Genomic DNA, 22,828 nt, shown 5'->3' with positions numbered 1-22,828 from the left:
AGTGGGACGAAGTGGGTTTTCTGACACAAAAAAGCTAATATTGTGGGGAATCGCAGCCGTGTTCCGCGGAGCCAACGCCGTCAGCCTCGATGCCAAAGGCCGTCTCGCCATGCCGAGCCGGTACCGTGACGAGCTCGATTCGCGCTGTGATGGTCAGCTGATCGTGACCATCGACGCCGTCGATCCCTGCTTGTGTGTTTACCCCCTCGATGAGTGGGAACAGATAGAAGCCAAGTTGCGTGCCTTGCCGTCGTTGCGTGAGGAAAACCGCCGCCTGCAGCGCCTGCTGATCGGTAACGCGGTTGACCTGGAGCTCGACGGCAGTGGGCGTTTCCTGGTACCGCCCCGCCTGCGTGAGTACGCCAAGCTGGACAAGAAGGCGATGCTGGTGGGGCAACTGAACAAATTCCAGTTGTGGGATGAAGATGCCTGGAACGCGGTTTCGGCAGCTGATCTTGCAGCTATTCAACAACCGGGCGCCATGCCCGACGATTTACGTGACCTGATCCTGTGACCATAGATAGCGGCTTCAACCACATCACCGTCCTGCTCGAGGAAGCTGTCGAGGCTTTGGCCCTGCGCGCCGACGGTTGCTATCTGGACGGCACCTTCGGGCGGGGCGGGCATAGCCGCCTGATCCTCAGCAAACTGGGGCCGCAAGGCCGACTACTGGGGTTCGACAAGGATCCTCAAGCGATTGCCACCGGGCAAGCGCTGGCGGCCGAAGACGGCCGCTTTGTCATTGTGCAGCGCAGCTTTGCCGAGCTGGGTACGGAAGTCGCCGAGCGCGGTCTGGCCGGCAAGGTCAGCGGCATCCTGCTCGACCTTGGTGTGTCGTCGCCGCAACTGGACGACCCTGAGCGCGGCTTCAGCTTCCTCAACGATGGCCCGCTGGACATGCGCATGAACCCCGACCAGGGCATCAGCGCTGCCGAGTTCATCGCCACTGCGCCGGTCGAGGAGATCGCCCGCGTGTTCAAGGAGTATGGCGAGGAGCGCTTTGCCGGGCGTATGGCGCGTGCCGTGGTCGAGCGCCGCGAACAGCAGCCGTTCACCCGAACCGCAGACCTGGCCGAAGTGCTCAAGGTGGCCAACCCCGCCTGGGAGAAGGGCAAGAATCCAGCGACCCGTGCCTTCCAGGGCCTGCGTATCCATGTCAACAACGAACTGGGCGATCTCGAGGCAGGCCTCGAGGCAGCCATGCAGGCCCTGGAAGTCGGTGGGCGCCTGGCCGTCATCAGTTTCCACTCGCTGGAAGACCGCATCGTCAAACTGTTCATGCGCAAACTGGTCAAGGGCGAGGCGGACAACCTGCCGCGCAACCTGCCAGTGCAGCACAAGGCCTTCGAGCCGAAGATCAAGCTGATCGGCAAGGCCCAGTTCGCCTCCGAGGCGGAACTCAAGGCCAATCCACGGTCACGCAGCGCAGTGATGCGTGTGGCGGAGAAGCTTCGGTGAGCCGGCTCTTCGCCAAACCTCTGCCAGGCGGAAGCTTTCTGATGCTGCTGCTGTTCGTGGGCGTGTTGGTCTCGGCGATCGCCGTGTCCTACAGCGCCCACTGGAACCGCCAGTTGCTCAACACCCTCTACGGAGAATTGAACGAGCGCGACAAGGCCCAGGCCGAGTGGGGCCGGCTGATCCTCGAGCAAAGCACCTGGACTGCCGCCAGTCGTATCGAGAACCTGGCGTCCGAGCAACTGAAGATGCGCGTTCCGGCCGCTGACGAAGTGCGGATGGTGGCGCCATGATGAAGCTCGAGGGCGCACTCTACCCATGGCGCTTCCGGGTCGTGATCGGTTTGCTGGCCCTGATGGTCGGCGCTATCTGCTGGCGCATCATCGACCTGCAGGTGGTCGACCGCGACTTCCTCAAAGGCCAGGGCGATGCTCGCAGCCTGCGGCACATTCCCATTCCAGCGCACCGCGGTCTGATCACCGACCGTAACGGTGAGCCCCTGGCCGTCAGTACGCCGGTCACCACCCTGTGGGCCAACCCCAAGGAGATGCAGGGTTCCAAGGAGCGCTGGGGGCAACTGGCCGCGGCACTTGGGCAGAATGCCCAACAGCTGACCGAGCGCCTGACCCAACAGGCGAACAAGGAGTTCATCTACCTGGTGCGCGGGCTCACCCCCGAGCAAGGTCAGCACGTGCTCGACCTGAAGGTGCCGGGTGTTTACGGTCTGGAAGAATTCCGCCGCTTCTACCCAGCCGGTGACGTCACGGCGCACATGGTCGGCTTCACCGACCTGGACGATCATGGCCGCGAAGGCGTGGAGCTGGCCTACGACGAGTGGCTGGCCGGCGTACCGGGCAAGCGCCAGGTGATCAAGGACCGGCGCGGGCGCCTGATCAAGGACATCCAGGTCACCAAGAACGCCAAGGCCGGCAAGACCTTGGCGTTGTCGATCGACCTGCGCTTGCAGTACCTGGCCACCCGTGAGCTGCGCAACGCCATTGCCGAGCAGGACGCCAAGGCCGGCAGCCTGGTGATCATGGACGTCAAGACCGGTGAAGTCCTGGCCATGGTCAACCAGCCGACCTACAACCCCAACAACCGTCGCAGCATGTTCCCGGCAGCCATGCGTAACCGGGCGATCATCGACGTATTCGAGCCAGGCTCGACGGTCAAGCCGATTTCCATGAGTGCGGCGCTCGAGAGCGGTCGCTGGAAACCCACCGACAAGGTCGAGGTGTATCCGGGCAGCCTGCAAATCGGCCGCTACACCATCAAGGACGTTTCGCGCAGCGAGGGCCCGATCCTCGACCTGACCGGCATCCTGATCAACTCGTCCAACGTCGGCATGAGCAAGATCGCCTTCGACATTGGCGGCGAAGCCATCTACCGAGTCATGTCCCAGGTGGGCCTGGGCCAATACACCGGCCTCGGTTTCCCCGGCGAGCGCGTGGGCAACCTGCCCAACCACCGTGAGTGGCGCAAGGCCGAGACCGCGACCCTTTCCTACGGCTACGGCGTTTCGGTGACCGCCTTGCAGCTGGTGCACGCGTACGCTGCACTGGCCAACGACGGCAAGATGGTGCCGCTGTCGATCCTCAAGGTCGACAAGGCTCCCGAAGCGGTACAGGCGATTCCCAAGGACACCGCCGAAACCGTCCAGGGCATGCTGCAACAGGTCATCGAGGCGCCGCGCGGGGTGTTCCGCGCCCAGGTGCCGTTCTATCACGTGGCCGGCAAGTCCGGCACGGCGCGTAAAGCCACGGTCGGCTCCAAGGGCTACACCGAAAACGCCTACCGCTCGCTGTTCGCAGGCTTCGGTCCGATGAGCGACCCGCGCTACGCCATCGTCGTGGTGATCGACGAACCAGGCAAGGGCGGCTACTTCGGCGGCCTGGTTTCAGCCCCGGTGTTCAGCAAAGTCATGTCCGGCACCCTGCGCCTGATGAACGTACCGCCAGATAACCTGCCGCCGCCCAGCGATCCGCAGCAGGCCAATGCAGTACCCGCCAAGGGAGGGCGTGGATAATGACGATGCCACTGAGCAAGCTGTTCGCCCATGCCAGCCGCGACCCTCTGATTCGTGAACTGACCCTGGACAGCCGTCAGGTGCGACAGGGCGACCTGTTCCTGGCGGTACCCGGCGCCAAGGTCGATGGCCGTGCCCATATTGCCGACGCGCTGTCGCGCGGTGCGGCGGCGGTGGCCTATGAAGAGCAGGGCGCCAACGTGCTGCCGCTGACCGACGTGCCGCTGATTCCGGTCAAGGGTCTGATCGGCCAGCTGTCGCAGATCGCCGGGCGCTTCTATGGCGAGCCGAGCCGCCAGCTGTACCTGGTCGGGGTGACCGGCACCAATGGCAAGACCAGCGTCACCCAGCTGGTTGCCCAGGCGCTCGATGCGCTGGGCCAGCGTTGCGGGCTGATCGGCACCCTGGGCACCGGGTTCTACGGCGAGCTGCAGAGCGGCCGCTTGACCACGCCTGACCCGATCGCCGTGCAAGCGACCCTGTACGACCTCAAGAAGGGCGGCGCCAAGGCCGTGGCCATGGAGGTTTCCTCCCATGCCCTGGAGCAAGGGCGGGTCGCTGCGCTGGAATTCGACATTGCGGTGATGACCAACCTGTCGCGTGATCACCTCGACTACCACGGCAGCATGCAGGCTTACGAGGCCGCCAAGGCCAAGCTGTTCGCCTGGCCGAGCCTGCGTTGCCAGGTGGTCAACCTGGACGATGACTTCGGCCGTCGCCTGGCGGCAGACTTCGCGCGTCGCCCGAGTGTCGAACACCTCGAGAGCCGGCTGCTCAGCTATAGCCTGGAGAATCCCGATGCAGCGCTGTTCTGCCGCGAGGCCCGGTTCAGCGACGATGGCGTGAGCGCCGTGCTGGTGACCGCCCAGGGCGAACGCACCTTGCGTAGCCAGTTGCTGGGCCGCTTCAACCTGAGCAACATGCTCGCCGCCGTGGCCACCTTGATGGCCATGGACTATTCGCTGGATGAAATCCTCAAGGTCACGCCACTGCTGCAGGGCCCGGTGGGCCGCATGCAGCGCTTGGGCGGCGGCGACAAGCCGCTGGTGGTGGTCGACTACGCGCATACCCCCGACGCCCTGGAGAAAGTCCTCGAAGCGTTACGCCCGCATGCCCATGGCAAGCTGCTGTGCCTGTTCGGATGCGGCGGCGACCGTGATCGTGGCAAGCGTCCGCTGATGGCAGGCGTGGCAGAGCGCCTGGCCGATCGGGTACTGGTGACCGACGACAATCCGCGCAGCGAACAGCCGCAGCGCATCTTCGACGACATCCGCCCGGGCTTCACAGCGCCCGATGCCGTTGAATTCGTCGCCGGTCGCGGCGCTGCCATTGCCCGCCTGATCGCCAGCGCAGCTGCCGAGGACGTCATCGTCCTGGCCGGCAAGGGGCACGAGGATTACCAGGAAATCAACGGCGAGCGCCAGGCGTTCTCCGACCTGATCGAAGCCGACAAGGCACTTGCCGCCTGGGAGGCGCCGCATGCTTGAAGCCATGACCCTGAGCCAGCTGACCGGCGTGCTGAACGCACGCCTGGTCGGCGCCGATGCCAGCTTCGACGGCGTCAGCATCGACAGCCGCAGCGTGGCCGCCGGGCAGCTTTTCGTCGCCCTGAGCGGGCCGCGCTTTGACGGCCATGATTACCTGGCCGATGTGCAGGCCAAGGGTGCTGTTGCCGCCCTGGTCGAACGCGAAGTCGCCGGTGTCGATCTGCCGCAACTGCTGGTCGCCGATTGCCGCCTGGCGCTGGGCCAACTCGGTGCGCTGAATCGCGCCGCGTTCGACAAGCCGGTGATCGCCATCACCGGTTCCAGCGGCAAGACCACGGTCAAGGAAATGCTCGCCAGCATCCTGCGCACGCGCGGCCTGGTGCACGCCACCCGTGGCAACCTGAACAACGACCTCGGTGCACCGCTGAGCTTGCTGGAAATCGGCCCGCAGCACAGCGCCGCGGTCATCGAGCTGGGGGCCTCGCGCATCGGCGAGATCCGCTACACCGTCGGCCTTACCCGCCCGCAGGTGGTGATCATCAACAACGCCGGCACCGCCCACGTCGGTGAATTCGGCGGCCCGGAAAAGATCGTCGAAGCCAAGGGCGAGATCCTCGAAGGCCTGGGCGAGGGCGGCATTGCGATCCTCAACCTCGCCGACAAGGCGTTCGCTACCTGGCAGGCGCGCGCCGGCGATCATCGGGTCCTGAGCTTTGCCTTGTCCGATGCCCGCGCCGACTTCCATGCCAGCGCCATCGGTCGCGATGCCCGCGGCTGTCCATCGTTCACCCTGCACGGCCCCGAGGGCAGCGTGCCGGTGCAACTGAACCTGCTCGGTACCCACAACGTCAGCAACGCCCTGGCCGCCGCTGCCGCTGCCCACGCCGTTGGTCTGAGCCTGAGCGGCATCGCCGCCGGGCTCAATGCAGTGCAGCCGGTCAAGGGTCGCAGTGTGGCGCAGATCGCCGCCAATGGCGTGCGCGTCATCGATGACAGCTACAACGCAAATCCCACCTCCATGTGCGCGGCCATTGATATACTCGCCGGCTTTTCCGGACGCACCGTTCTGGTGCTGGGAGACATCGGCGAGCTGGGTGCCTGGACTGAGGAAGGCCACCGGCAGGTGGGCGAGTACGCTCGGGGCAAGGTCGATGCCGTTTACGCGACGGGCAACAACATGATCCACGCGGTCACGGCGTTTGGCGCCGGTGGCCGTCATTTCGCTACGCAAGCTGAGCTGATCGAAGCCGTTCAGGCCGAGACGGCCAGTGATACCACTATCTTGATCAAGGGCTCGCGCAGCGCTGCGATGGAAAACGTCGTGGCTGCACTGTGCGGTGCCAGCGGGGAGAAACATTAATGCTGCTGCTGTTGGCCGAGTATCTGCAACAGTTCTACAAAGGCTTCGCGGTCTTTCAGTACCTGTCCCTGCGCGGGATTCTTGGCGTACTGACCGCGTTGTCGCTGGCGCTGTGGCTGGGGCCGTGGATGATTCGTACCCTGCAGATCCGCCAGATCGGTCAGGCGGTCCGTAACGACGGTCCGCAATCGCACCTGTCCAAGTCCGGCACACCGACCATGGGCGGTGCGCTGATCCTGTCTGCCATCGCCATCAGCACGCTGCTGTGGGCCGACCTGAGCAACCGCTACGTATGGACTGTCCTCGTCGTCACGCTGCTGTTCGGCGCGATCGGCTGGGTGGACGACTACCGCAAGGTGATCGAGAAGAACTCGCGCGGGCTACCGAGCCGCTGGAAATACTTCTGGCAATCGGTTTTCGGCCTGGGCGCTGCGGTATTCCTGTACACGAGCGCACCGACCAGCGTCGAAACCACGCTGATCGTGCCGTTCCTCAAGGACGTCACCATTCCCTTGGGCATCGGTTTCGTCGTGCTGACCTATTTCGTCATCGTCGGCTCGAGCAACGCGGTCAACCTGACCGATGGCCTGGACGGCCTGGCGATCATGCCAACCGTCATGGTCGGCGGCGCGCTGGGTATCTTCTGCTACCTGTCGGGCAACGTGAAATTCGCCGAGTACCTGCTGATTCCCTACGTGCCAGGCTCCGGTGAGCTGATTGTCTTCTGTGGCGCGCTGATCGGCGCAGGCCTGGGCTTTCTGTGGTTCAACACCTACCCGGCGCAGGTATTCATGGGCGACGTCGGTGCGCTGGCGCTGGGCGCTGCGCTGGGCACCATCGCCGTGATCGTGCGCCAGGAGATCGTGCTGTTCATCATGGGTGGCATCTTCGTGATGGAAACCTTGTCGGTGGTGATCCAGGTGGCCTCCTTCAAGCTCACCGGCAAGCGCGTGTTTCGCATGGCGCCGATACACCACCACTTTGAACTCAAGGGCTGGCCCGAGCCACGCGTGATCGTCCGCTTCTGGATCATCACCGTGATTCTGGTACTGGTCGGCCTTGCCACCCTGAAACTGAGGTAGAAAAGCGTGTCATTGATCGCTTCCGACCAATTCCGCATCGTTGTCGGCCTCGGCAAGAGCGGCATGTCCCTGGTTCGCTTCCTGGCGAACCGGGGCATCGCCTTTGCGGTCGCCGACACCCGCGAGCAACCGCCGGAACTGGAAACCCTGCGCCGTGATTACCCGCAGGTGGAAGTGCGCTGTGGTGAACTGGACGTCGACTTCCTCTGCCGTGCCAGCGAGCTGTACGTGAGCCCGGGCCTGGCCCTGGCTACCCCAGCCCTGCAACAGGCTGCAGCGCGGGGTGTGGTGCTGTCGGGTGACATCGAGTTGTTCGCGCGGCATGCCAAGGCGCCGATCGTCGCCATCAGCGGCTCCAATGCCAAGAGCACCGTGACTACCCTGGTGGGCGAAATGGCTGCGAAGGCCGGTAAGCGGGTCGCCGTCGGCGGCAACCTCGGCACGCCGGCGCTGGATCTGCTGAGTGACGATATCGAGCTGTATGTGATGGAGCTCTCGAGCTTTCAGCTGGAGACCACCGACCAGCTCAACGCCGAAGTCGCGACCGTGCTCAACATCAGCGAAGACCACATGGACCGCTACAGCGGCCTGCCGGCCTATCACTTGGCCAAGCACCGGATTTTCCGGGGCGCCCGCCAGGTGGTGGTCAACCGCCAGGACGCCCTGAGCCGGCCGTTGCCGGTCGAAGGCCGGCCGTGCTGGAGCTTCGGCCTGAATCAACCGGACTTCAAGGCCTTCGGCCTGCGTGAAGTCGATGGCGAAAAATACCTGGCATTCGAGTTCCAGACCCTGATGCCGGTCCGCGAGCTGAAAATTCGTGGCGCGCACAATCAGAGCAACGCGTTGGCGGCCCTGGCCCTGGGCCATGCCGCCGGCCTGCCGATGGCGCCGATGCTCGAAGCACTGCGCGAGTTCAAGGGCCTGGCTCACCGTTGCCAATGGATTCGCCAACATCGTGCGGTCAACTGGTATGACGATTCCAAAGCCACCAATGTCGGTGCTGCCCTGGCTGCGATCGAAGGCCTGGGTGCCGACATCGACGGCAAGCTGGTGCTGATTGCCGGTGGTGATGGCAAAGGGGCCGACTTCGCCGCATTACGCGCGCCGGTCGAGCGCTTCTGCCGCGCCGTGGTACTGCTCGGCCGAGACGCCGAGCGTCTGGCAGGCGCTTTGGGCAGCGAGGTGCAGCAGGTGCGGGCCAAGACGCTGGAGGAGGCCGTGCAGCGCTGCGCCGAGCTGGCCCAGCCGGGCGATGCGGTGTTGTTGTCGCCGGCCTGCGCCAGCCTCGACATGTTCAAGAATTTCGAAGAGCGTGGGCGCCTGTTCGCCCAGGCGGCGGGGGAGCTGGCATGATCTTCGGCATCCTCAAGCCTTACCCATCGCCGCTGATCAGCGGCCGGGGCATCGACCTCGACTTCGCCATGCTCGCCGGTTGCCTGGCGCTGCTGGGCCTTGGCCTGGTGATGATCACCTCGGCCTCCTCGGAAGTGGCCGCCGTGCAATCGGGCAACCCGCTGTACCACATGTTCCGCCATTTGGTGTACGTGTTCCTCGGCCTGGTCGCCTGCGGCGCCACCATGCTGGTGCCGATCGCCACCTGGCAGCGCATGGGCTTCATGATGCTGCTGGGCGCCTTCGGTCTGTTGGTGCTGGTGCTGGTGCCGGGCATCGGCCGCGAAGTGAACGGCTCGATGCGCTGGATCGGCTTCAGCTTCTTCAACGTGCAGCCTTCGGAAATCGCCAAGGTATTCGTGGTCATCTACCTCGCCGGCTATCTGGTGCGGCGTCAGACCGAGGTGCGCGAAACCTGGATGGGCTTCTTCAAGCCGTTCATCGTGCTGTTGCCGATGGCCGTGCTGCTGCTGATGGAACCCGACTTCGGCGCCACCGTGGTGATGATGGGCGCGGCTGCGGCGATGCTGTTCCTCGGTGGTGTGGGACTGTTCCGCTTCAGCCTGATGGTGGTGCTGGCGGTGTTCGCCGTGTTCGTCCTGGTGCAGGCGCAGCCCTACCGCATGGCGCGCTTGATCACCTTCACCGATCCGTGGTCCGACCAGTTCGGCTCTGGCTACCAGCTGACCCAGGCGCTGATCGCCTTCGGCCGCGGTGAATGGCTGGGCGTAGGCCTGGGCAACAGTGTGCAGAAGCAGTTCTACCTGCCTGAGGCGCACACCGACTTCGTGTTTTCGGTGCTGGCCGAGGAGCTGGGCGTGGTCGGCTCGCTGTTGACCATTGCCCTGTTCGTCTTCGTTACCGTCCGTGCGCTTTACATCGGCCTGTGGGCCGAGAAGGCCAAGCAGTTCTTTGCCGCGTACATGGCGTTCGGCCTGGCATTCCTGTGGATCGGCCAGTTCCTGATCAACATCGGGGTGAACGTCGGTTTGCTGCCGACCAAGGGGTTGACCCTGCCGTTTCTCAGCTATGGTGGCTCGTCCTTGGTGATCTGCTGCGCCTGCGTGGGCTTACTGCTACGCATCGAATGGGAAAGCCGCACGCACCTGGGCAGTGAAGAGCACGAATTCAGCGAGAGCGATTTTGCCGAGGAGACCAGTCATGGGCGCTGACGGCAAAAACGTACTGATCATGGCCGGTGGCACCGGTGGCCACGTATTCCCGGCGCTGGCCTGCGCGCGCGAATTCCAGGCGCGCGGCTACAGCGTGCATTGGCTGGGCACACCGCGCGGTATCGAGAACGAGCTGGTGCCGCAGGCCGGCCTGCCGCTGCACCTGATCCAGGTCAGCGGCCTGCGCGGCAAAGGCAAGTTGTCGTTGCTCAAGGCCCCGTTCACCCTGGTCAAGGCCGTGTTGCAGGCGCGGCGAATCGTGCGTCAGCTCCAGCCGGTGTGCGTGGTCGGCTTCGGCGGCTACGTGACCGGCCCTGGCGGCGTGGCAGCCAAGCTATGCGGCGTGCCGCTGGTGATCCACGAGCAGAATGCCCGCGCCGGCACCACCAATCGTCTGCTGCTGCCAATGGCTGCGCGGGTCTGCGAAGCCTTCCCGGCGACCTTCAGCGCCAGCGACAAGCTGCGAACCACCGGCAATCCGGTGCGCGCCGAGCTGTTCATGAGCGCCGAGCGTGCGCCGCTGGCCGAACGCCGGGCGCGCCTGCTGGTCATGGGCGGCAGCTTGGGCGCGGAACCATTGAACAAATTGTTGCCTAAGGCCCTGTCCGAAGTGCCTGCGGCGCTGCGCCCGGAGGTGTTTCACCAGGCCGGCAAGCACCACGCGCCAGCCACTGCCGAGCGTTACCGCGAAGCCGGGGTGCAGGCCGAGGTGCAACCGTTCATCAAAGACATGGCCCACGCCTATGGCTGGGCCGATATGGTGGTCTGCCGGGCCGGTGCCCTGACCGTCAGCGAGCTGGCGGCGGCAGGCCTGCCTTCGGTACTGGTGCCGTTGCCCCACGCGATCGACGACCACCAGACCCATAACGCCCAATATCTGGCCCGTGAAGGCGCTGCCTTCCTCATGCCACAAGCGACAACTGGCGCGGCGCAATTGGCCGACCGCCTGAACGAGGTGCTGATGCAACCCGAGAAACTCAACACCATGGCTGGCACCGCACGGCGCCTGGCCAAACCTGCTGCAACCAGCACCGTGGTCGATATCTGCCTGGAGGTGGCCCATGGTTGAAAACCAGAAAGCCATGCCCCAGCCGAAGATGGGCCGTATCCATCGCATCCACTTCGTCGGTATCGGCGGCGTTGGCATGTGCGGCATCGCCGAAGTCCTGTTGAACCTGGGTTACCAGGTATCGGGTTCGGACCTCAAGGCTTCGCCTGTGACCGAGCGCCTGGAGTCGTTCGGTGCCGAGATCTTCGTCGGACACCGTGCCGAAAACGCGGCCAACGCCGACGTACTGGTGGTGTCGAGCGCGATCAACCCGGCCAACCCGGAAGTCGCCACGGCCCTGGAGCGCCGCATCCCTGTGGTGCCGCGTGCCGAGATGCTGGCCGAGCTGATGCGCTACCGCCATGGCGTCGCCGTGGCCGGCACGCACGGCAAGACCACCACCACCAGCCTGCTCGCCTCGGTGTTCGCCGCCGGGGGCCTGGACCCGACCTTCGTCATCGGCGGCCGCCTGACCGCCGCCGGCACCAACGCGCAGCTGGGCACCAGCCGCTACCTGATCGCCGAAGCCGACGAGAGCGACGCCAGCTTCCTGCACCTGCAGCCGATGGTGGCCGTGGTCACCAACATCGACGCCGATCACATGGCGACCTACGAAGGCGACTTCAACAAGCTGAAGAAAACCTTCGTCGAGTTCCTGCATAACCTGCCGTTCTACGGCCTGGCCGTGATGTGCCTGGACGACCCGGTGGTGCGCGAGATCCTGCCGCAGGTCAAGCGTCCGACGGTGACCTACGGCTTCAGCGAAGAGGCCGACATTCGCGCCATCAACGTGCGCCAGCAGGGCATGCAGACCCACTTCACCGTTCTGCGCCGCGACCGCGAGCCGCTCGAGGTGTCGGTCAACATGCCCGGCAACCACAACGTGCTCAACGCCCTGGCCACCATCGCCATTGCCTCTGACGAAGGCATCAGTGACGAGGCCATCGTCCAGGGCCTGTCCGGCTTCCAGGGTGTCGGCCGGCGCTTCCAGGTATACGGCGAACTGCCGGTCGACGATGGCAGTGTGATGCTGGTCGATGACTACGGCCATCACCCGACCGAGGTCGCCGCGGTGATCAAGGCCGTGCGCGGTGGTTGGCCTAGTCGCCGCCTGGTGATCGTCTACCAGCCGCACCGCTATAGCCGCACCCGTGACCTGTACGACGATTTCGTGCAGGTGCTCGGTGATGCCAATGTGCTGCTGCTGATGGAGGTCTACCCGGCCGGCGAAGAGCCAATCCCCGGTGCCGACAGCCGTCAGCTGTGTCACAGCATTCGCCAGCGCGGCAAGCTCGACCCTATCTACATCGAACGTGGCGCGGAGCTCGCGCCGCTGGTCAAGCCGCTGCTGCGTGCCGGCGACATCCTGTTGTGCCAGGGTGCCGGCGACGTTGGCGGGCTGGCTCCGCAACTGATGAAAAGCCCGCTGTTCGCTGGCACCAAGCAGGAGAAGTCGCAATGAGCCACGCCTACCCACAATTGCATTCGACCCTGGATGTGAAGGCGTTTGGCCGCGTCGCCGTCCTGTATGGCGGCAAGAGCGCCGAGCGTGAGGTGTCGCTGAAGTCTGGTGCCGCGGTGATCGACGCCCTGAGCGCGGCAGGGGTCGACGTGGTGGCCATCGACGTGGGCGATGACCTGCTGGCGCGCCTGCTCAATGAAAAGATCGACCGTGCGTTCATCATCCTGCACGGGCGTGGCGGCGAAGATGGCAGCATGCAAGGCCTGCTCGAGTGCCTGGGGATTCCCTACACCGGTAGCGGCATTCTCGCCTCGGCACTGGCGATGGACAAACTGCGCACCAAGCAGGTGTGGCAGAGCCTGGGCATTCCGACCCCGCGACATGCCGTATTGAGCAGTGAAGATGACTGTATTGCTGCAGGCACGGAACTGGGCTTCCCGTTGATCGTCAAACCGGCGCATGAAGGCTCCAGCATCGGTATGGCCAAGGTCGCCAGCGTGCAGGAACTGGTCGCCGCGTGGAAGGATGCCGCCAAGTACGATTCGCAAGTCCTGGTCGAACAATGGATTCACGGCCCGGAGTTCACCATCGCGGTACTGCGTGGCCAGGTGCTGCCGCCGATCGCCCTGGGTACCCCGCACGTGTTCTACGACTACGACGCCAAATACATCGCCAATGACACCCAGTACCGCATCCCGTGCGGGCTGGACAGTGCCAAGGAGCAGGAACTGATCGACCTGACCGCGCGCGCCTGCGATGCCATCGGCATCGAAGGCTGGGGCCGGCTGGACGTGATGCAGGACGAGCAGGGCCGTTTCTGGCTGCTCGAAGTCAACACCGCACCCGGCATGACTGATCATAGCCTGGTGCCCATGGCGGCCCGCGCGGCTGGTCTGGATTTCCAGCAGCTGGTGCTGGCGATTCTGGCCGACAGCGTGGCATCGCGAGGTTAATCATCATGCAAGGCGCAATGATACGTCAGCAGCAACCCGTTACCGGCCGCAGCAAGCCGGTGCCGCGCGGTGCCAGCCGACTGGTGGCCGACGAGCCCGTATCGGCGCGCCTGCCGCGGCCTAGCCTGGGCGGCCTGAAGCGTCTGCTGTGGCCGATCGTGCTGGTGGCCGCAGGGTTTGGTGCCTATGAAGGGGCCATTCGCCTGATGCCGTATGCCGACCGCCCGATCACCAAAATCGACGTGCAGGGCGACCTCAGCTACATCAGCCAGCAGTCGGTGCAGCAACGCATCGCACCCTACGTGGCGGCGAGCTTCTTCAGCGTCGACCTGCCGGCGATGCGCGCCGAGCTCGAGCAGATGCCATGGATCGCCCACGCCGAAGTACGCCGCGTGTGGCCGGACGAGGTGGTCATCCGCCTGGAAGAACAACTGCCGGTAGCGCGCTGGGGTGACGAGGCGCTGCTCAACAACCAGGGCCAGGCCTTCACCCCTCGCGAGCTGGCCAACTACGAGCACTTGCCGCAACTGGCCGGTCCGCAACGTGCTCAGCAACAAGTCATGCAGCAGTATCAGGTACTGAGCCAGATGCTGCGCCCCCTGGGCTTTTCCATCGCTCGCCTGGAGCTGCGCGAGCGTGGCAGCTGGTTCCTGACCACCGGTGCGAGCAGCGCCGGCCCGGGCATCGAGCTGCTGCTGGGGCGCGACCATCTGGTGGAGAAGATGCGCCGTTTCATTGCCATTTACGACAAGACACTCAAAGACCAGATCACCACCATCGCCCGCATTGATCTGCGTTATTCCAACGGACTTGCCGTTGGTTGGCGGGAACCGATTGCACCGACGACGGCCCAACCCGCCGTTGCGAAGAATTAGAGAGAGGCAGGACCATGGCAAACGCGCATAGCGGCAAAATGATCGTCGGGCTGGACATCGGCACCTCCAAGGTGGTGGCGCTGGTGGGTGAGGTGGGCGAAGACGGCACCCTGGAGATCGTGGGTATCGGTACCCATCCGTCGCGCGGCCTGAAAAAAGGCGTGGTGGTGAACATCGAATCCACCGTGCAGTCGATCCAGCGCGCGGTGGAAGAAGCCCAGCTGATGGCCGGCTGCCGCATCCACTCGGCCTTCGTCGGCGTCGCCGGCAACCACATCCGCAGCCTGAACTCCCACGGCATCGTCGCCATTCGCGACCGCGAAGTCAGCCTGGCCGACCTTGAGCGAGTGCTCGACGCCGCCCAGGCCGTGGCCATTCCGGCCGACCAACGCGTGCTGCATACGCTGCCGCAGGACTACGTGATCGACAACCAGGAGGGCGTGCGCGAGCCGCTGGGCATGTCCGGCGTGCGCCTGGAGGCCAAGGTCCATGTGGTCACCTGCGCCGTCAACGCGGCGCAGAACATCGAAAAATGCGTGCGCCGCTGCGGCCTGGAAATCGACGACATCATCCTCGAGCAACTGGCTTCGGCCTATTCGGTGCTCACCGACGACGAAAAAGAGCTGGGCGTGTGCCTGGTGGACATTGGCGGTGGTACCACCGACATCGCCATCTTCACCGAAGGCGCCATTCGCCATACCGCGGTCATCCCGATCGCGGGCGACCAGGTCACCAACGACATCGCCATGGCTCTGCGTACGCCGACTCAATACGCCGAAGAGATCAAGATCCGCTACGCCTGCGCCCTGGCCAAGCTGGCCGGCGCCGGCGAGACCATCAAGGTGCCGAGCGTCGGCGATCGTCCGCCGCGCGAACTGTCGCGTCAGGCCCTGGCCGAAGTCGTGGAGCCGCGTTACGACGAGCTCTTCACCCTGATTCAGGCTGAACTGCGCCGCAGTGGCTACGAAGACCTGGTGCCGGCCGGCATCGTGCTGACCGGCGGCACTGCGAAGATGGAAGGTGCGGTCGAACTGGCCGAGGAAATCTTCCACATGCCGGTACGCCTGGGCGTACCGCACAGCGTTCGGGGGCTGAGCGACGTGGTGCGCAACCCGATCTATTCCACCGGCGTGGGTTTGCTCACCTACGGCCTGCACAAGCAGTCCGAGGACCTGCCCCTGACCGGTAACACCAGCAGCAACAGCTATGGCGATGAACCGAAGGCCCCAGTGCTTGAGCGCTTCAAGCGGTGGGTCCAGGGCAACTTCTAAGTTTCAAAGCAGTAGTGGTAGGCGCGACAACTAGAGAACTGAAAGGAGAGGGAAAATGTTCGAGCTCGTAGACAACGTCCCGCAAAGCCCGGTCATCAAAGTGATCGGTGTCGGCGGTGGCGGCGGCAACGCCGTCAACCACATGGTGAAGAGCAGCATCGAAGGCGTGGAGTTCATTTGCGCCAACACCGATGCCCAGGCGCTGAAAAACATCGGCGCCCGCACCATCCTGCAACTGGGTACCGGTGTGACCAAAGGTCTGGGTGCCGGTGCCAACCCGGAAGTCGGCCGTCAGGCCGCGCTGGAAGACCGTGAGCGCATCGCCGAAGTGCTGCAAGGCACCAACATGGTGTTCATCACCACCGGCATGGGTGGCGGTACCGGTACCGGCGCGGCGCCGATCATCGCCGAAGTGGCCAAGGAAATGGGCATCCTCACCGTTGCGGTGGTGACCCGTCCATTCCCGTTCGAGGGTCGCAAGCGCATGCAGATCGCCGATGAGGGCATCCGCATGCTGGCCGAGAGCGTCGACTCGCTCATCACCATTCCCAACGAGAAGTTGCTGACCATCCTGGGCAAGGATGCCAGCCTGCTGTCCGCCTTCGCCAAGGCCGACGATGTCCTGGCCGGTGCCGTTCGCGGTATCTCCGACATCATCAAGCGCCCAGGCATGATCAACGTCGACTTCGCCGACGTGCGCACCGTCATGGGTGAAATGGGCATGGCGATGATGGGTACGGGTTGCGCCAGTGGCCCGAATCGCGCCCGTGAAGCCACCGAAGCGGCGATTCGCAACCCGCTGCTCGAAGACGTCAACCTGCAGGGCGCCCGCGGCATCCTGGTGAACATCACCGCAGGTCCGGACCTGTCGCTGGGTGAGTACTCCGACGTCGGCAGCATCATCGAAGCCTTCGCCTCCGACCACGCCATGGTCAAGGTCGGCACCGTCATCGATCCGGACATGCGCGACGAACTGCACGTGACCGTGGTCGCCACTGGCCTGGGCGCGCGCATCGAGAAGCCGGTCAAAGTGGTCGACAACACCCTGCAGACTGCCCAGCAGGCTTACGAGGCGTCCAACCCGGCGCCGGTTCGTCAGGAGCAGCCAGCCGTCAACTACCGTGACCTGGAGCGTCCGACCGTGATGCGCAACCAGGCCCATGCAGGCGCCGCGGCGGCAGCTAAACTCAACCCTCAGGATGACCTGGACTACCTTGATATCCCAGCCTTCCTGCGTCGTCAGGCCGATTGATGGAATTTATCAGGGGTATAAGGGTGATTGGTGTTCAGCAAAGGCAGGGTCTGTTATTATCCCCAGCCTTTGTTGATACCTGTTCGCATTAATTGCGCTGAAGCGGCCAATGCCATGATTAGACAACGCACCCTGAAGAATACCATCCGTGCCACCGGCGTCGGCCTGCACTCCGGGGAGAAGGTCTACCTGACCCTCAAGCCTGCGCCTGTCGACACCGGCATCGTCTTCCGTCGCGCCGACCTCGACCCTGTGGTCGAAATCCCGGCGCGTGCGGCCAATGTTGGCGAGACCACCATGTCCACCACGCTGGTCAACGGGGACGTCAAGGTCGATACGGTCGAGCATTTGCTCTCCGCCATGGCGGGTCTGGGCATCGATAACGCCTACGTCGAGCTCTCCGCCTCGGAAGTGCCGATCATGGACGGCAGCGCCGGCCCCTTCGTATTCCTGATCCAATCTGCCGGCCTGGAAGAACAGGACGCAGCCAAGAAGTTCATCCGTATCCTGCGCGAAGTGACGGTGGTGGAGGGCGACAAGAGCGCCACCTTCCTGCCCTTCGATGGTTTCAAGGTGAGCTTCGAGATCGACTTCGATCATCCGGTCCTCAAGGGCCAGACCCAAAGTGCAGTCGTGGATTTCTCCAGCACCTCGTTCGTGAAGGAAGTCAGCCGCGCCCGGACCTTCGGTTTCATGCGTGACATCGAGTACCTGCGCAAGCACAACCTGGCGCTGGGCGGCAGTGTCGAGAACGCCATCGTGGTCGACGAGACCGGTGTGCTCAACGAGGACGGCCTTCGTTCCGATGACGAATTCGTCAAGCACAAGATTCTCGACGCCATCGGCGACCTTTACCTGCTGGGCAACAGCCTGATCGGCGAGTTCAAGGGCTTCAAGTCCGGCCACGCGCTGAACAACCAACTGCTGCGCAAGCTGATCGCTGAAACCGATGCTTGGGAAGTGGTCACGTTCGAAGATGCCAGCACGGCACCGATCTCGTACATGCGCCCTGTTGCGGCGGTGTAAGTTCGAACACTCTCTAGTTCATTGAGGCCACCTTCGGGTGGCCTTTTTTATGGCTTGTCCTGGGCGTGGGCGGCCAGGCGCTCCAGGGCCGCGCGCAGCTTTGGGTCGGTGATGCCATCGGCGGTATCGCGCAAGGTGGCGGCGGCGCAGGTAGACAACTCGCTGCTGTTGCCGCCGCGTTTGGCTGGCACCAGCGGGGGCTGCACCTTGTACAGGATGCGCCGGAGGTTGCCGAAGGCCTCCATGGCCTGCAGCGCCGCCAGCAGCCGCTTTTGCTGATAACGCAGGCGCGTGGCCCAGTGGCCGTCGGTCACCACCAGCAGCAAGGTGCCATCGCGCCATGAGGCGACGTGGCAATGTTCGCGCGCGGCCGGCTGTAGCTGGCTTTCGAGCAGGCGCTGCAGGTGCTCCAGGCGCTCGGCCTGATTCAGCAGCAGGCGCAACGGACGGTTTTGCCGCAGCAGGGCAGCAGGCGGCTGGGCAGGGGAGGGTTTGAAGGCCATGGCGATATGCATGAAGTTACAAGATCGCCAGTCTAACACTGTGCCACCCGCACTGGCCCGCTCACCGGTCAGCACAGCCTGAACGTACGCGCAGACGGTTTCATCCACCTTGAGGTTGAACTCAGGGAAAATGCCCCTATCTTAGAAAAGTCCCCACCCAAGCGCTGTGCCAGCATCGTGGCAATCCACCACTTTCCTCACCATCGTTTCCGGGTAGAATGCTCGTTCGCATGCGGCCTCAGGGCTGCACGGGCGACTCATGGGGCCGCCCTCCATCCCTACGTGTGGAAGATCCTGCCGATATGTTTGCGCCTTTGTTAAAAAAACTTTTTGGAAGCAAGAACGAGCGTGAAGTCAAACGCATGCTCAAGACGGTATCTATCGTCAATGCCTTCGAAGAGAAGATGGTGGCCCTCTCCGATGAGCAGCTGCGGGGCAAGACCGCAGAGTTCAAGGAGCGCCTGGCCAAAGGCGAGACACTGGACCAGCTGTTGCCCGAAGCCTTCGCCGTCGCCCGCGAGGCCGGTAAGCGCGTCATGGGCATGCGCCACTTCGATGTCCAGCTGATTGGCGGCATGACCCTGCATGAGGGCATGATCGCAGAGATGCGTACCGGTGAAGGCAAGACCTTGGTCGGTACCCTGGCTGTCTACCTCAATGCGCTGTCCGGCAAGGGCGTGCACGTGGTCACGGTGAACGACTACCTGGCCCGCCGTGACGCTAACTGGATGCGTCCGTTGTACGAATTCCTCGGCTTGTCCGTGGGTATCGTCTCGGCCTTCCAGCCGCCTGAGGAAAAACGCGCAGCCTATGGCGCCGATATCACCTACGGCACCAACAACGAATTCGGTTTCGATTACCTGCGCGACAACATGGCGTTCAGCCAGGAAGAAAAATTTCAGCGTGAACTGAATTTCGCGGTGATCGACGAAGTCGACTCGATCCTCATCGACGAAGCGCGCACCCCGCTGATCATCTCTGGCCAGGCCGAAGACAGCTCCAAGCTGTACATCGAGATCAACCGCCTGATTCCGCGCCTGACCCAGCACATCGAAGAGGTCGAGGGCCAGGTTACCCAGGAAGGCCACTTCACCATCGACGAGAAGAGCCGCCAGGTCGAGCTCAACGAATCCGGTCACCAGTTCATCGAGGAAATGCTCACCCAGGTCGGCCTGCTGGCCGAGGGCGAGAGCCTGTATTCGGCGCACAACCTGGGCCTGTTGACCCACGTGTATGCTGGCCTGCGTGCGCACAAGCTGTTCCATCGCAACGTCGAGTACATCGTCCAGGACGGTCAGGTACTGCTGATCGACGAGCACACCGGCCGTACCATGCCCGGTCGTCGTCTCTCCGAGGGCCTGCACCAGGCCATCGAAGCCAAGGAAAATCTCAACATCCAGGCCGAAAGCCAGACCCTGGCATCGACCACCTTCCAGAACTACTTCCGCCTCTACAACAAGCTCTCCGGCATGACCGGTACTGCCGACACCGAAGCGTTCGAGTTCGCCCAGATCTACGCCCTCAACGTGATGGTCATTCCGCCGAACAAGCCGCTGGCGCGTAAAGACTTCAACGACCTGGTGTACCTGACTGCCGACGAGAAGTACGCCGCGATCATCGCCGACATCAAAGAGAGCATGACCCAGGGCCGGCCGATTCTGGTGGGCACCGCGACCATCGAAACCTCCGAGCACATGTCCAACCTGCTGCACAAGGAAGGCATCGAGCACAAGGTACTGAACGCCAAGTACCACGAGAAGGAAGCCGAGATCATCGCCCAGGCCGGTGCGCCTGGCGCCCTGACCATCGCCACCAACATGGCCGGCCGTGGTACCGACATTCTCCTGGGTGGTAACTGGGAGGCCGAAGTCGCCGCCCTGGAAAACCCGACCCCTGAGCAGATCGCCCAGATCAAGGCCGACTGGCAGAAGCGTCACCAGCAGGTGATCCAGGCCGGTGGCCTGCACGTGATCGCCTCCGAGCGCCACGAATCGCGCCGTATCGACAACCAGCTGCGTGGCCGTTCCGGTCGTCAGGGTGACCCGGGTTCGAGCCGCTTCTACCTGTCGCTCGAAGACAGCCTGATGCGCATCTTCGCCTCCGACCGGGTGAAGAACTTCATGAAGGCGCTGGGCATGCAGTCCGGTGAGGCCATCGAGCACCGCATGGTGACCAATGCCATCGAAAAGGCCCAGCGCAAGGTCGAAGGCCGCAACTTCGACATCCGTAAGCAACTGCTCGAATACGACGACGTCGCCAACGAACAGCGCAAGGTGATCTACCACATGCGCAACAGCCTGCTGGCGGCCGAGAACATTGGCGACACCATCGCCGAATTCCGTCAGGAAGTGCTCGACGCCACGATCAGCCAGCACATTCCCCCGCAGTCGCTGCCTGAGCAGTGGGACGTCGCCGGCCTGGAAGCCTCATTGGCCAGCGACTTCGGCATCAAGCTGCCGATTCAGCAATGGCTGGACGAAGACGATCACCTCTACGAAGAAACCCTGCGCGAGAAGCTGCTGAGCGAGATTACTTCGGCCTACACCGAGAAGGAAGATCAGGCCGGTATCGACGCCCTGCGCACCTTCGAGAAGCAGATTCTGCTGCGCGTACTGGACGACCTGTGGAAAGACCACCTGTCGACCATGGACCACCTGCGTCATGGTATCCACCTGCGCGGCTACGCTCAGAAGAACCCGAAGCAGGAATACAAGCGCGAGTCGTTCGCCCTGTTCCAGGAGCTGCTGGAGTCGATCAAGCGCGACACCATTCGCGTGCTGTCGCACGTCCAGGTGCGCCGCGAAGACCCGATCGAAGAGGAAGCGCGTCTGCGCCGCGAGGCCGAAGAACTGGCCAGCCGCATGCAGTTCCAGCATGCCGAAGCGCCAGGCCTTGAAAGCGAAACGCTGGCCGAGGAGGGCGCTGAAGTAGCCGTGGCTGCCGCCCCGGTGCGCAACGACCTCAAGCTAGGCCGTAACGAGCCTTGCTGGTGCGGCTCGGGCAAGAAATTCAAGCACTGCCACGGTCAGATCGAGTGATCTGACCTGAATGGGGCCGCTTCGCGGCCCTGTTGCGACACCAGGCCGCTACCACCGCGATAGCGCACAGCCCTGCTGCTGCGCAGTCCCCGTGGAAGCGGCCTTGTCTCGCGATGGGGCGCGAAGCGGCCCCGCTTTTCGCTATCAATCAAATGTTCTAGGAGCGCTTTCATGGCTGTTGGTCTTGGTCCCCTGCCTACCCTGCACCCGGTGCCAGGTTTTGAACTCGGCATCGCCTCTGCCGGCATCAAGCGCCCAGGGCGCAAGGATGTGGTGGTGATGCGCTGCGCCGAAGGCTCCAGCGTGGCGGGCGTGTTCACCCTGAATGCGTTCTGCGCGGCGCCGGTGATCCTGTCCAAGCAGCGCGTGCAGGGCCAGGTGCGCTACCTGCTGACCAACACCGGCAATGCCAACGCCGGCACCGGTGCACCCGGCCTGGCTGCCGCCGAGCGCACCTGCGCCAAGCTGGCCGAGCTGACTGGCGTACCCGCCGAGTCGGTGCTGCCGTTCTCCACCGGGGTGATTGGCGAGCCGCTGCCGGTCGAGAAGATCGAAGGCGCGCTGCAAGCTGCCCTGGACAATCTGTCCGAGAACAACTGGGCCGAAGCCGCTACCGGCATCATGACCACCGACACCCTGCCCAAGGGTGCCAGCCGCCAGTTCCAGCACGATGGCGTGACCGTCACCGTGACAGGCATCAGCAAAGGCGCCGGGATGATCCGGCCGAACATGGCGACCATGCTCGGCTATATCGCCACCGACGCCAAGGTGGCGCCTGAGGTGCTCAAGGACTTGATTCTCGACGGTGCCAACAAGTCGTTCAACCGTATCACCATCGACGGCGATACCTCGACCAACGACTGCTGCATGCTGATCGCCACTGGCAAGGCCGACCTGCCGCAAGTGACCCAGGCCAGCGGCGCCTTGTTCGAAGCGCTGAAAAAAGCGGTATTCGAGGTGTGCATGGAGGTGGCCCAGGCCATCGTGCGCGACGGCGAGGGGGCGACCAAGTTCGTGACCGTACAGGTCAACGGCGGGGGTAATCCTCAGGAGTGCCTGGACGTGGTTTACGCCGTGGCGCACTCGCCGCTGATCAAGACCGCGCTGTTCGCCTCCGACCCCAACTGGGGGCGGATTCTCGCCGCCGTCGGCCGCGCCGGCGTGCCAGCGCTGGATGTCGGTCTGATCGACGTCTACCTGGGCGAGGTGTGCATTGCCAGCCAGGGTGGGCGCAGCCCGAGCTATACCGAAGAGCAAGGCTCGCAGGTCATGGCGCAGGAAGAGATCACCATCCGCATCGAACTGGGTCGCGGTCAGTGCAGCGAGACCATCTGGACCACCGATCTGTCCCACGAATACGTGAAGATCAACGCCGAATACCGCACCTGATGCAACCCTGGGGCCGCGCTGCACGGCGGCCCCCACT

The 22,828-nt window shown here is 63.9% G+C and carries 19 protein-coding genes; 18 read left to right on the top strand and 1 reads right to left on the bottom strand.

Annotated elements, in window-relative coordinates; translation table 11 throughout:
- Positions 1–58: 58 nt before the first annotated feature.
- The 16 genes from mraZ (at position 59) to lpxC (ending at position 17,861) form a co-directional block, all read left to right on the top strand.
- Complete coding sequence (gene mraZ, locus ACLEJW_RS15990) at positions 59–514, top strand: division/cell wall cluster transcriptional repressor MraZ (RefSeq protein ID WP_313300831.1); 456 nt, start codon at positions 59–61, stop codon at positions 512–514.
- Positions 511–1,458, top strand: a complete 948-nt coding sequence (gene rsmH / locus ACLEJW_RS15985) for a 16S rRNA (cytosine(1402)-N(4))-methyltransferase RsmH (RefSeq protein WP_440777885.1) — start codon at positions 511–513, stop codon at positions 1,456–1,458. The genes mraZ and rsmH overlap by 4 nt, the downstream gene beginning before the upstream one ends.
- Entirely contained in the window at positions 1,455–1,748 is a 294-nt protein-coding gene (gene ftsL / locus ACLEJW_RS15980) for a cell division protein FtsL (RefSeq protein WP_145188328.1), read from the top strand. The genes rsmH and ftsL overlap by 4 nt, the downstream gene beginning before the upstream one ends.
- A complete protein-coding gene (locus tag ACLEJW_RS15975) occupies positions 1,748–3,481 on the top strand; it encodes a peptidoglycan D,D-transpeptidase FtsI family protein (RefSeq protein WP_178108340.1) in 1,734 nt (577 codons plus the stop codon). The genes ftsL and ACLEJW_RS15975 overlap by 1 nt, the downstream gene beginning before the upstream one ends.
- Complete coding sequence (locus ACLEJW_RS15970) at positions 3,481–4,968, top strand: UDP-N-acetylmuramoyl-L-alanyl-D-glutamate--2,6-diaminopimelate ligase (protein WP_145188322.1); 1,488 nt, start codon at positions 3,481–3,483, stop codon at positions 4,966–4,968. The genes ACLEJW_RS15975 and ACLEJW_RS15970 overlap by 1 nt, the downstream gene beginning before the upstream one ends.
- Positions 4,961–6,328: a UDP-N-acetylmuramoyl-tripeptide--D-alanyl-D-alanine ligase gene (locus ACLEJW_RS15965; RefSeq protein WP_440777884.1), complete on the top strand. Its 1,368-nt coding sequence runs from the start codon at positions 4,961–4,963 to the stop codon at positions 6,326–6,328. Before ACLEJW_RS15970 ends, ACLEJW_RS15965 begins: the two co-directional genes overlap by 8 nt.
- Positions 6,328–7,410: a phospho-N-acetylmuramoyl-pentapeptide-transferase gene (gene mraY, locus ACLEJW_RS15960; protein WP_440777883.1), complete on the top strand. Its 1,083-nt coding sequence runs from the start codon at positions 6,328–6,330 to the stop codon at positions 7,408–7,410. Before ACLEJW_RS15965 ends, mraY begins: the two co-directional genes overlap by 1 nt.
- A gap of 6 nt (positions 7,411–7,416) precedes the next feature.
- Positions 7,417–8,763, top strand: coding sequence for a UDP-N-acetylmuramoyl-L-alanine--D-glutamate ligase (gene murD, locus ACLEJW_RS15955; protein WP_440777882.1), 1,347 nt, complete (start codon positions 7,417–7,419; stop codon positions 8,761–8,763).
- Positions 8,760–9,974, top strand: a complete 1,215-nt coding sequence (ftsW, locus tag ACLEJW_RS15950; RefSeq protein ID WP_145188310.1) for a putative lipid II flippase FtsW — start codon at positions 8,760–8,762, stop codon at positions 9,972–9,974. The genes murD and ftsW overlap by 4 nt, the downstream gene beginning before the upstream one ends.
- The gene (gene murG / locus ACLEJW_RS15945; protein WP_145188307.1) at positions 9,964–11,043 is read left to right on the top strand and encodes an undecaprenyldiphospho-muramoylpentapeptide beta-N-acetylglucosaminyltransferase; all 1,080 of its coding nucleotides are present in this window, start codon (positions 9,964–9,966) and stop codon (positions 11,041–11,043) included. Before ftsW ends, murG begins: the two co-directional genes overlap by 11 nt.
- Positions 11,036–12,484, top strand: coding sequence for a UDP-N-acetylmuramate--L-alanine ligase (gene murC / locus ACLEJW_RS15940; RefSeq protein WP_313300772.1), 1,449 nt, complete (start codon positions 11,036–11,038; stop codon positions 12,482–12,484). The genes murG and murC overlap by 8 nt, the downstream gene beginning before the upstream one ends.
- Positions 12,481–13,437, top strand: coding sequence for a D-alanine--D-alanine ligase (locus ACLEJW_RS15935; RefSeq protein ID WP_145188301.1), 957 nt, complete (start codon positions 12,481–12,483; stop codon positions 13,435–13,437). The genes murC and ACLEJW_RS15935 overlap by 4 nt, the downstream gene beginning before the upstream one ends.
- A gap of 5 nt (positions 13,438–13,442) precedes the next feature.
- Positions 13,443–14,312: a cell division protein FtsQ/DivIB gene (locus ACLEJW_RS15930; RefSeq protein WP_145188298.1), complete on the top strand. Its 870-nt coding sequence runs from the start codon at positions 13,443–13,445 to the stop codon at positions 14,310–14,312.
- Positions 14,313–14,326: 14 nt separating this feature from the next.
- Positions 14,327–15,583 (top strand): cell division protein FtsA, encoded by a 1,257-nt coding sequence (gene ftsA / locus ACLEJW_RS15925; protein ID WP_145188295.1) that lies wholly within the window; start codon positions 14,327–14,329, stop codon positions 15,581–15,583.
- A gap of 55 nt (positions 15,584–15,638) precedes the next feature.
- Entirely contained in the window at positions 15,639–16,835 is a 1,197-nt protein-coding gene (gene ftsZ / locus ACLEJW_RS15920) for a cell division protein FtsZ (protein WP_003251871.1), read from the top strand.
- Between the two features lie 114 nt (positions 16,836–16,949).
- Positions 16,950–17,861, top strand: a complete 912-nt coding sequence (gene lpxC / locus ACLEJW_RS15915; RefSeq protein ID WP_145188291.1) for a UDP-3-O-acyl-N-acetylglucosamine deacetylase — start codon at positions 16,950–16,952, stop codon at positions 17,859–17,861.
- Between the two features lie 47 nt (positions 17,862–17,908).
- Here the strand turns inward: lpxC and ACLEJW_RS15910 are convergent, their stop codons facing one another.
- Positions 17,909–18,364, bottom strand: a complete 456-nt coding sequence (locus ACLEJW_RS15910) for a DUF721 domain-containing protein (protein ID WP_440777881.1) — start codon at positions 18,362–18,364, stop codon at positions 17,909–17,911.
- Positions 18,365–18,666: 302 nt separating this feature from the next.
- On the opposite strand from ACLEJW_RS15910, the gene secA reads away from it, so the two are divergent.
- Together secA and argJ are read left to right on the top strand one after the other, a co-directional pair.
- Entirely contained in the window at positions 18,667–21,402 is a 2,736-nt protein-coding gene (gene secA / locus ACLEJW_RS15905) for a preprotein translocase subunit SecA (RefSeq protein WP_145188285.1), read from the top strand.
- Positions 21,403–21,573: 171 nt separating this feature from the next.
- Entirely contained in the window at positions 21,574–22,791 is a 1,218-nt protein-coding gene (gene argJ, locus ACLEJW_RS15900; protein ID WP_440777880.1) for a bifunctional glutamate N-acetyltransferase/amino-acid acetyltransferase ArgJ, read from the top strand.
- Positions 22,792–22,828: the final 37 nt, after the last annotated feature.

Origin of the sequence: Pseudomonas sp. SMSB3 (genome assembly GCF_052041965.1) — a bacterium.
Classification (GTDB): Bacteria; Pseudomonadota; Gammaproteobacteria; order Pseudomonadales; family Pseudomonadaceae; genus Aquipseudomonas.
The sequence above is the reverse complement of the archived record's forward strand: the minus strand, read 5'-3'. Positions and strand labels throughout refer to the sequence as shown.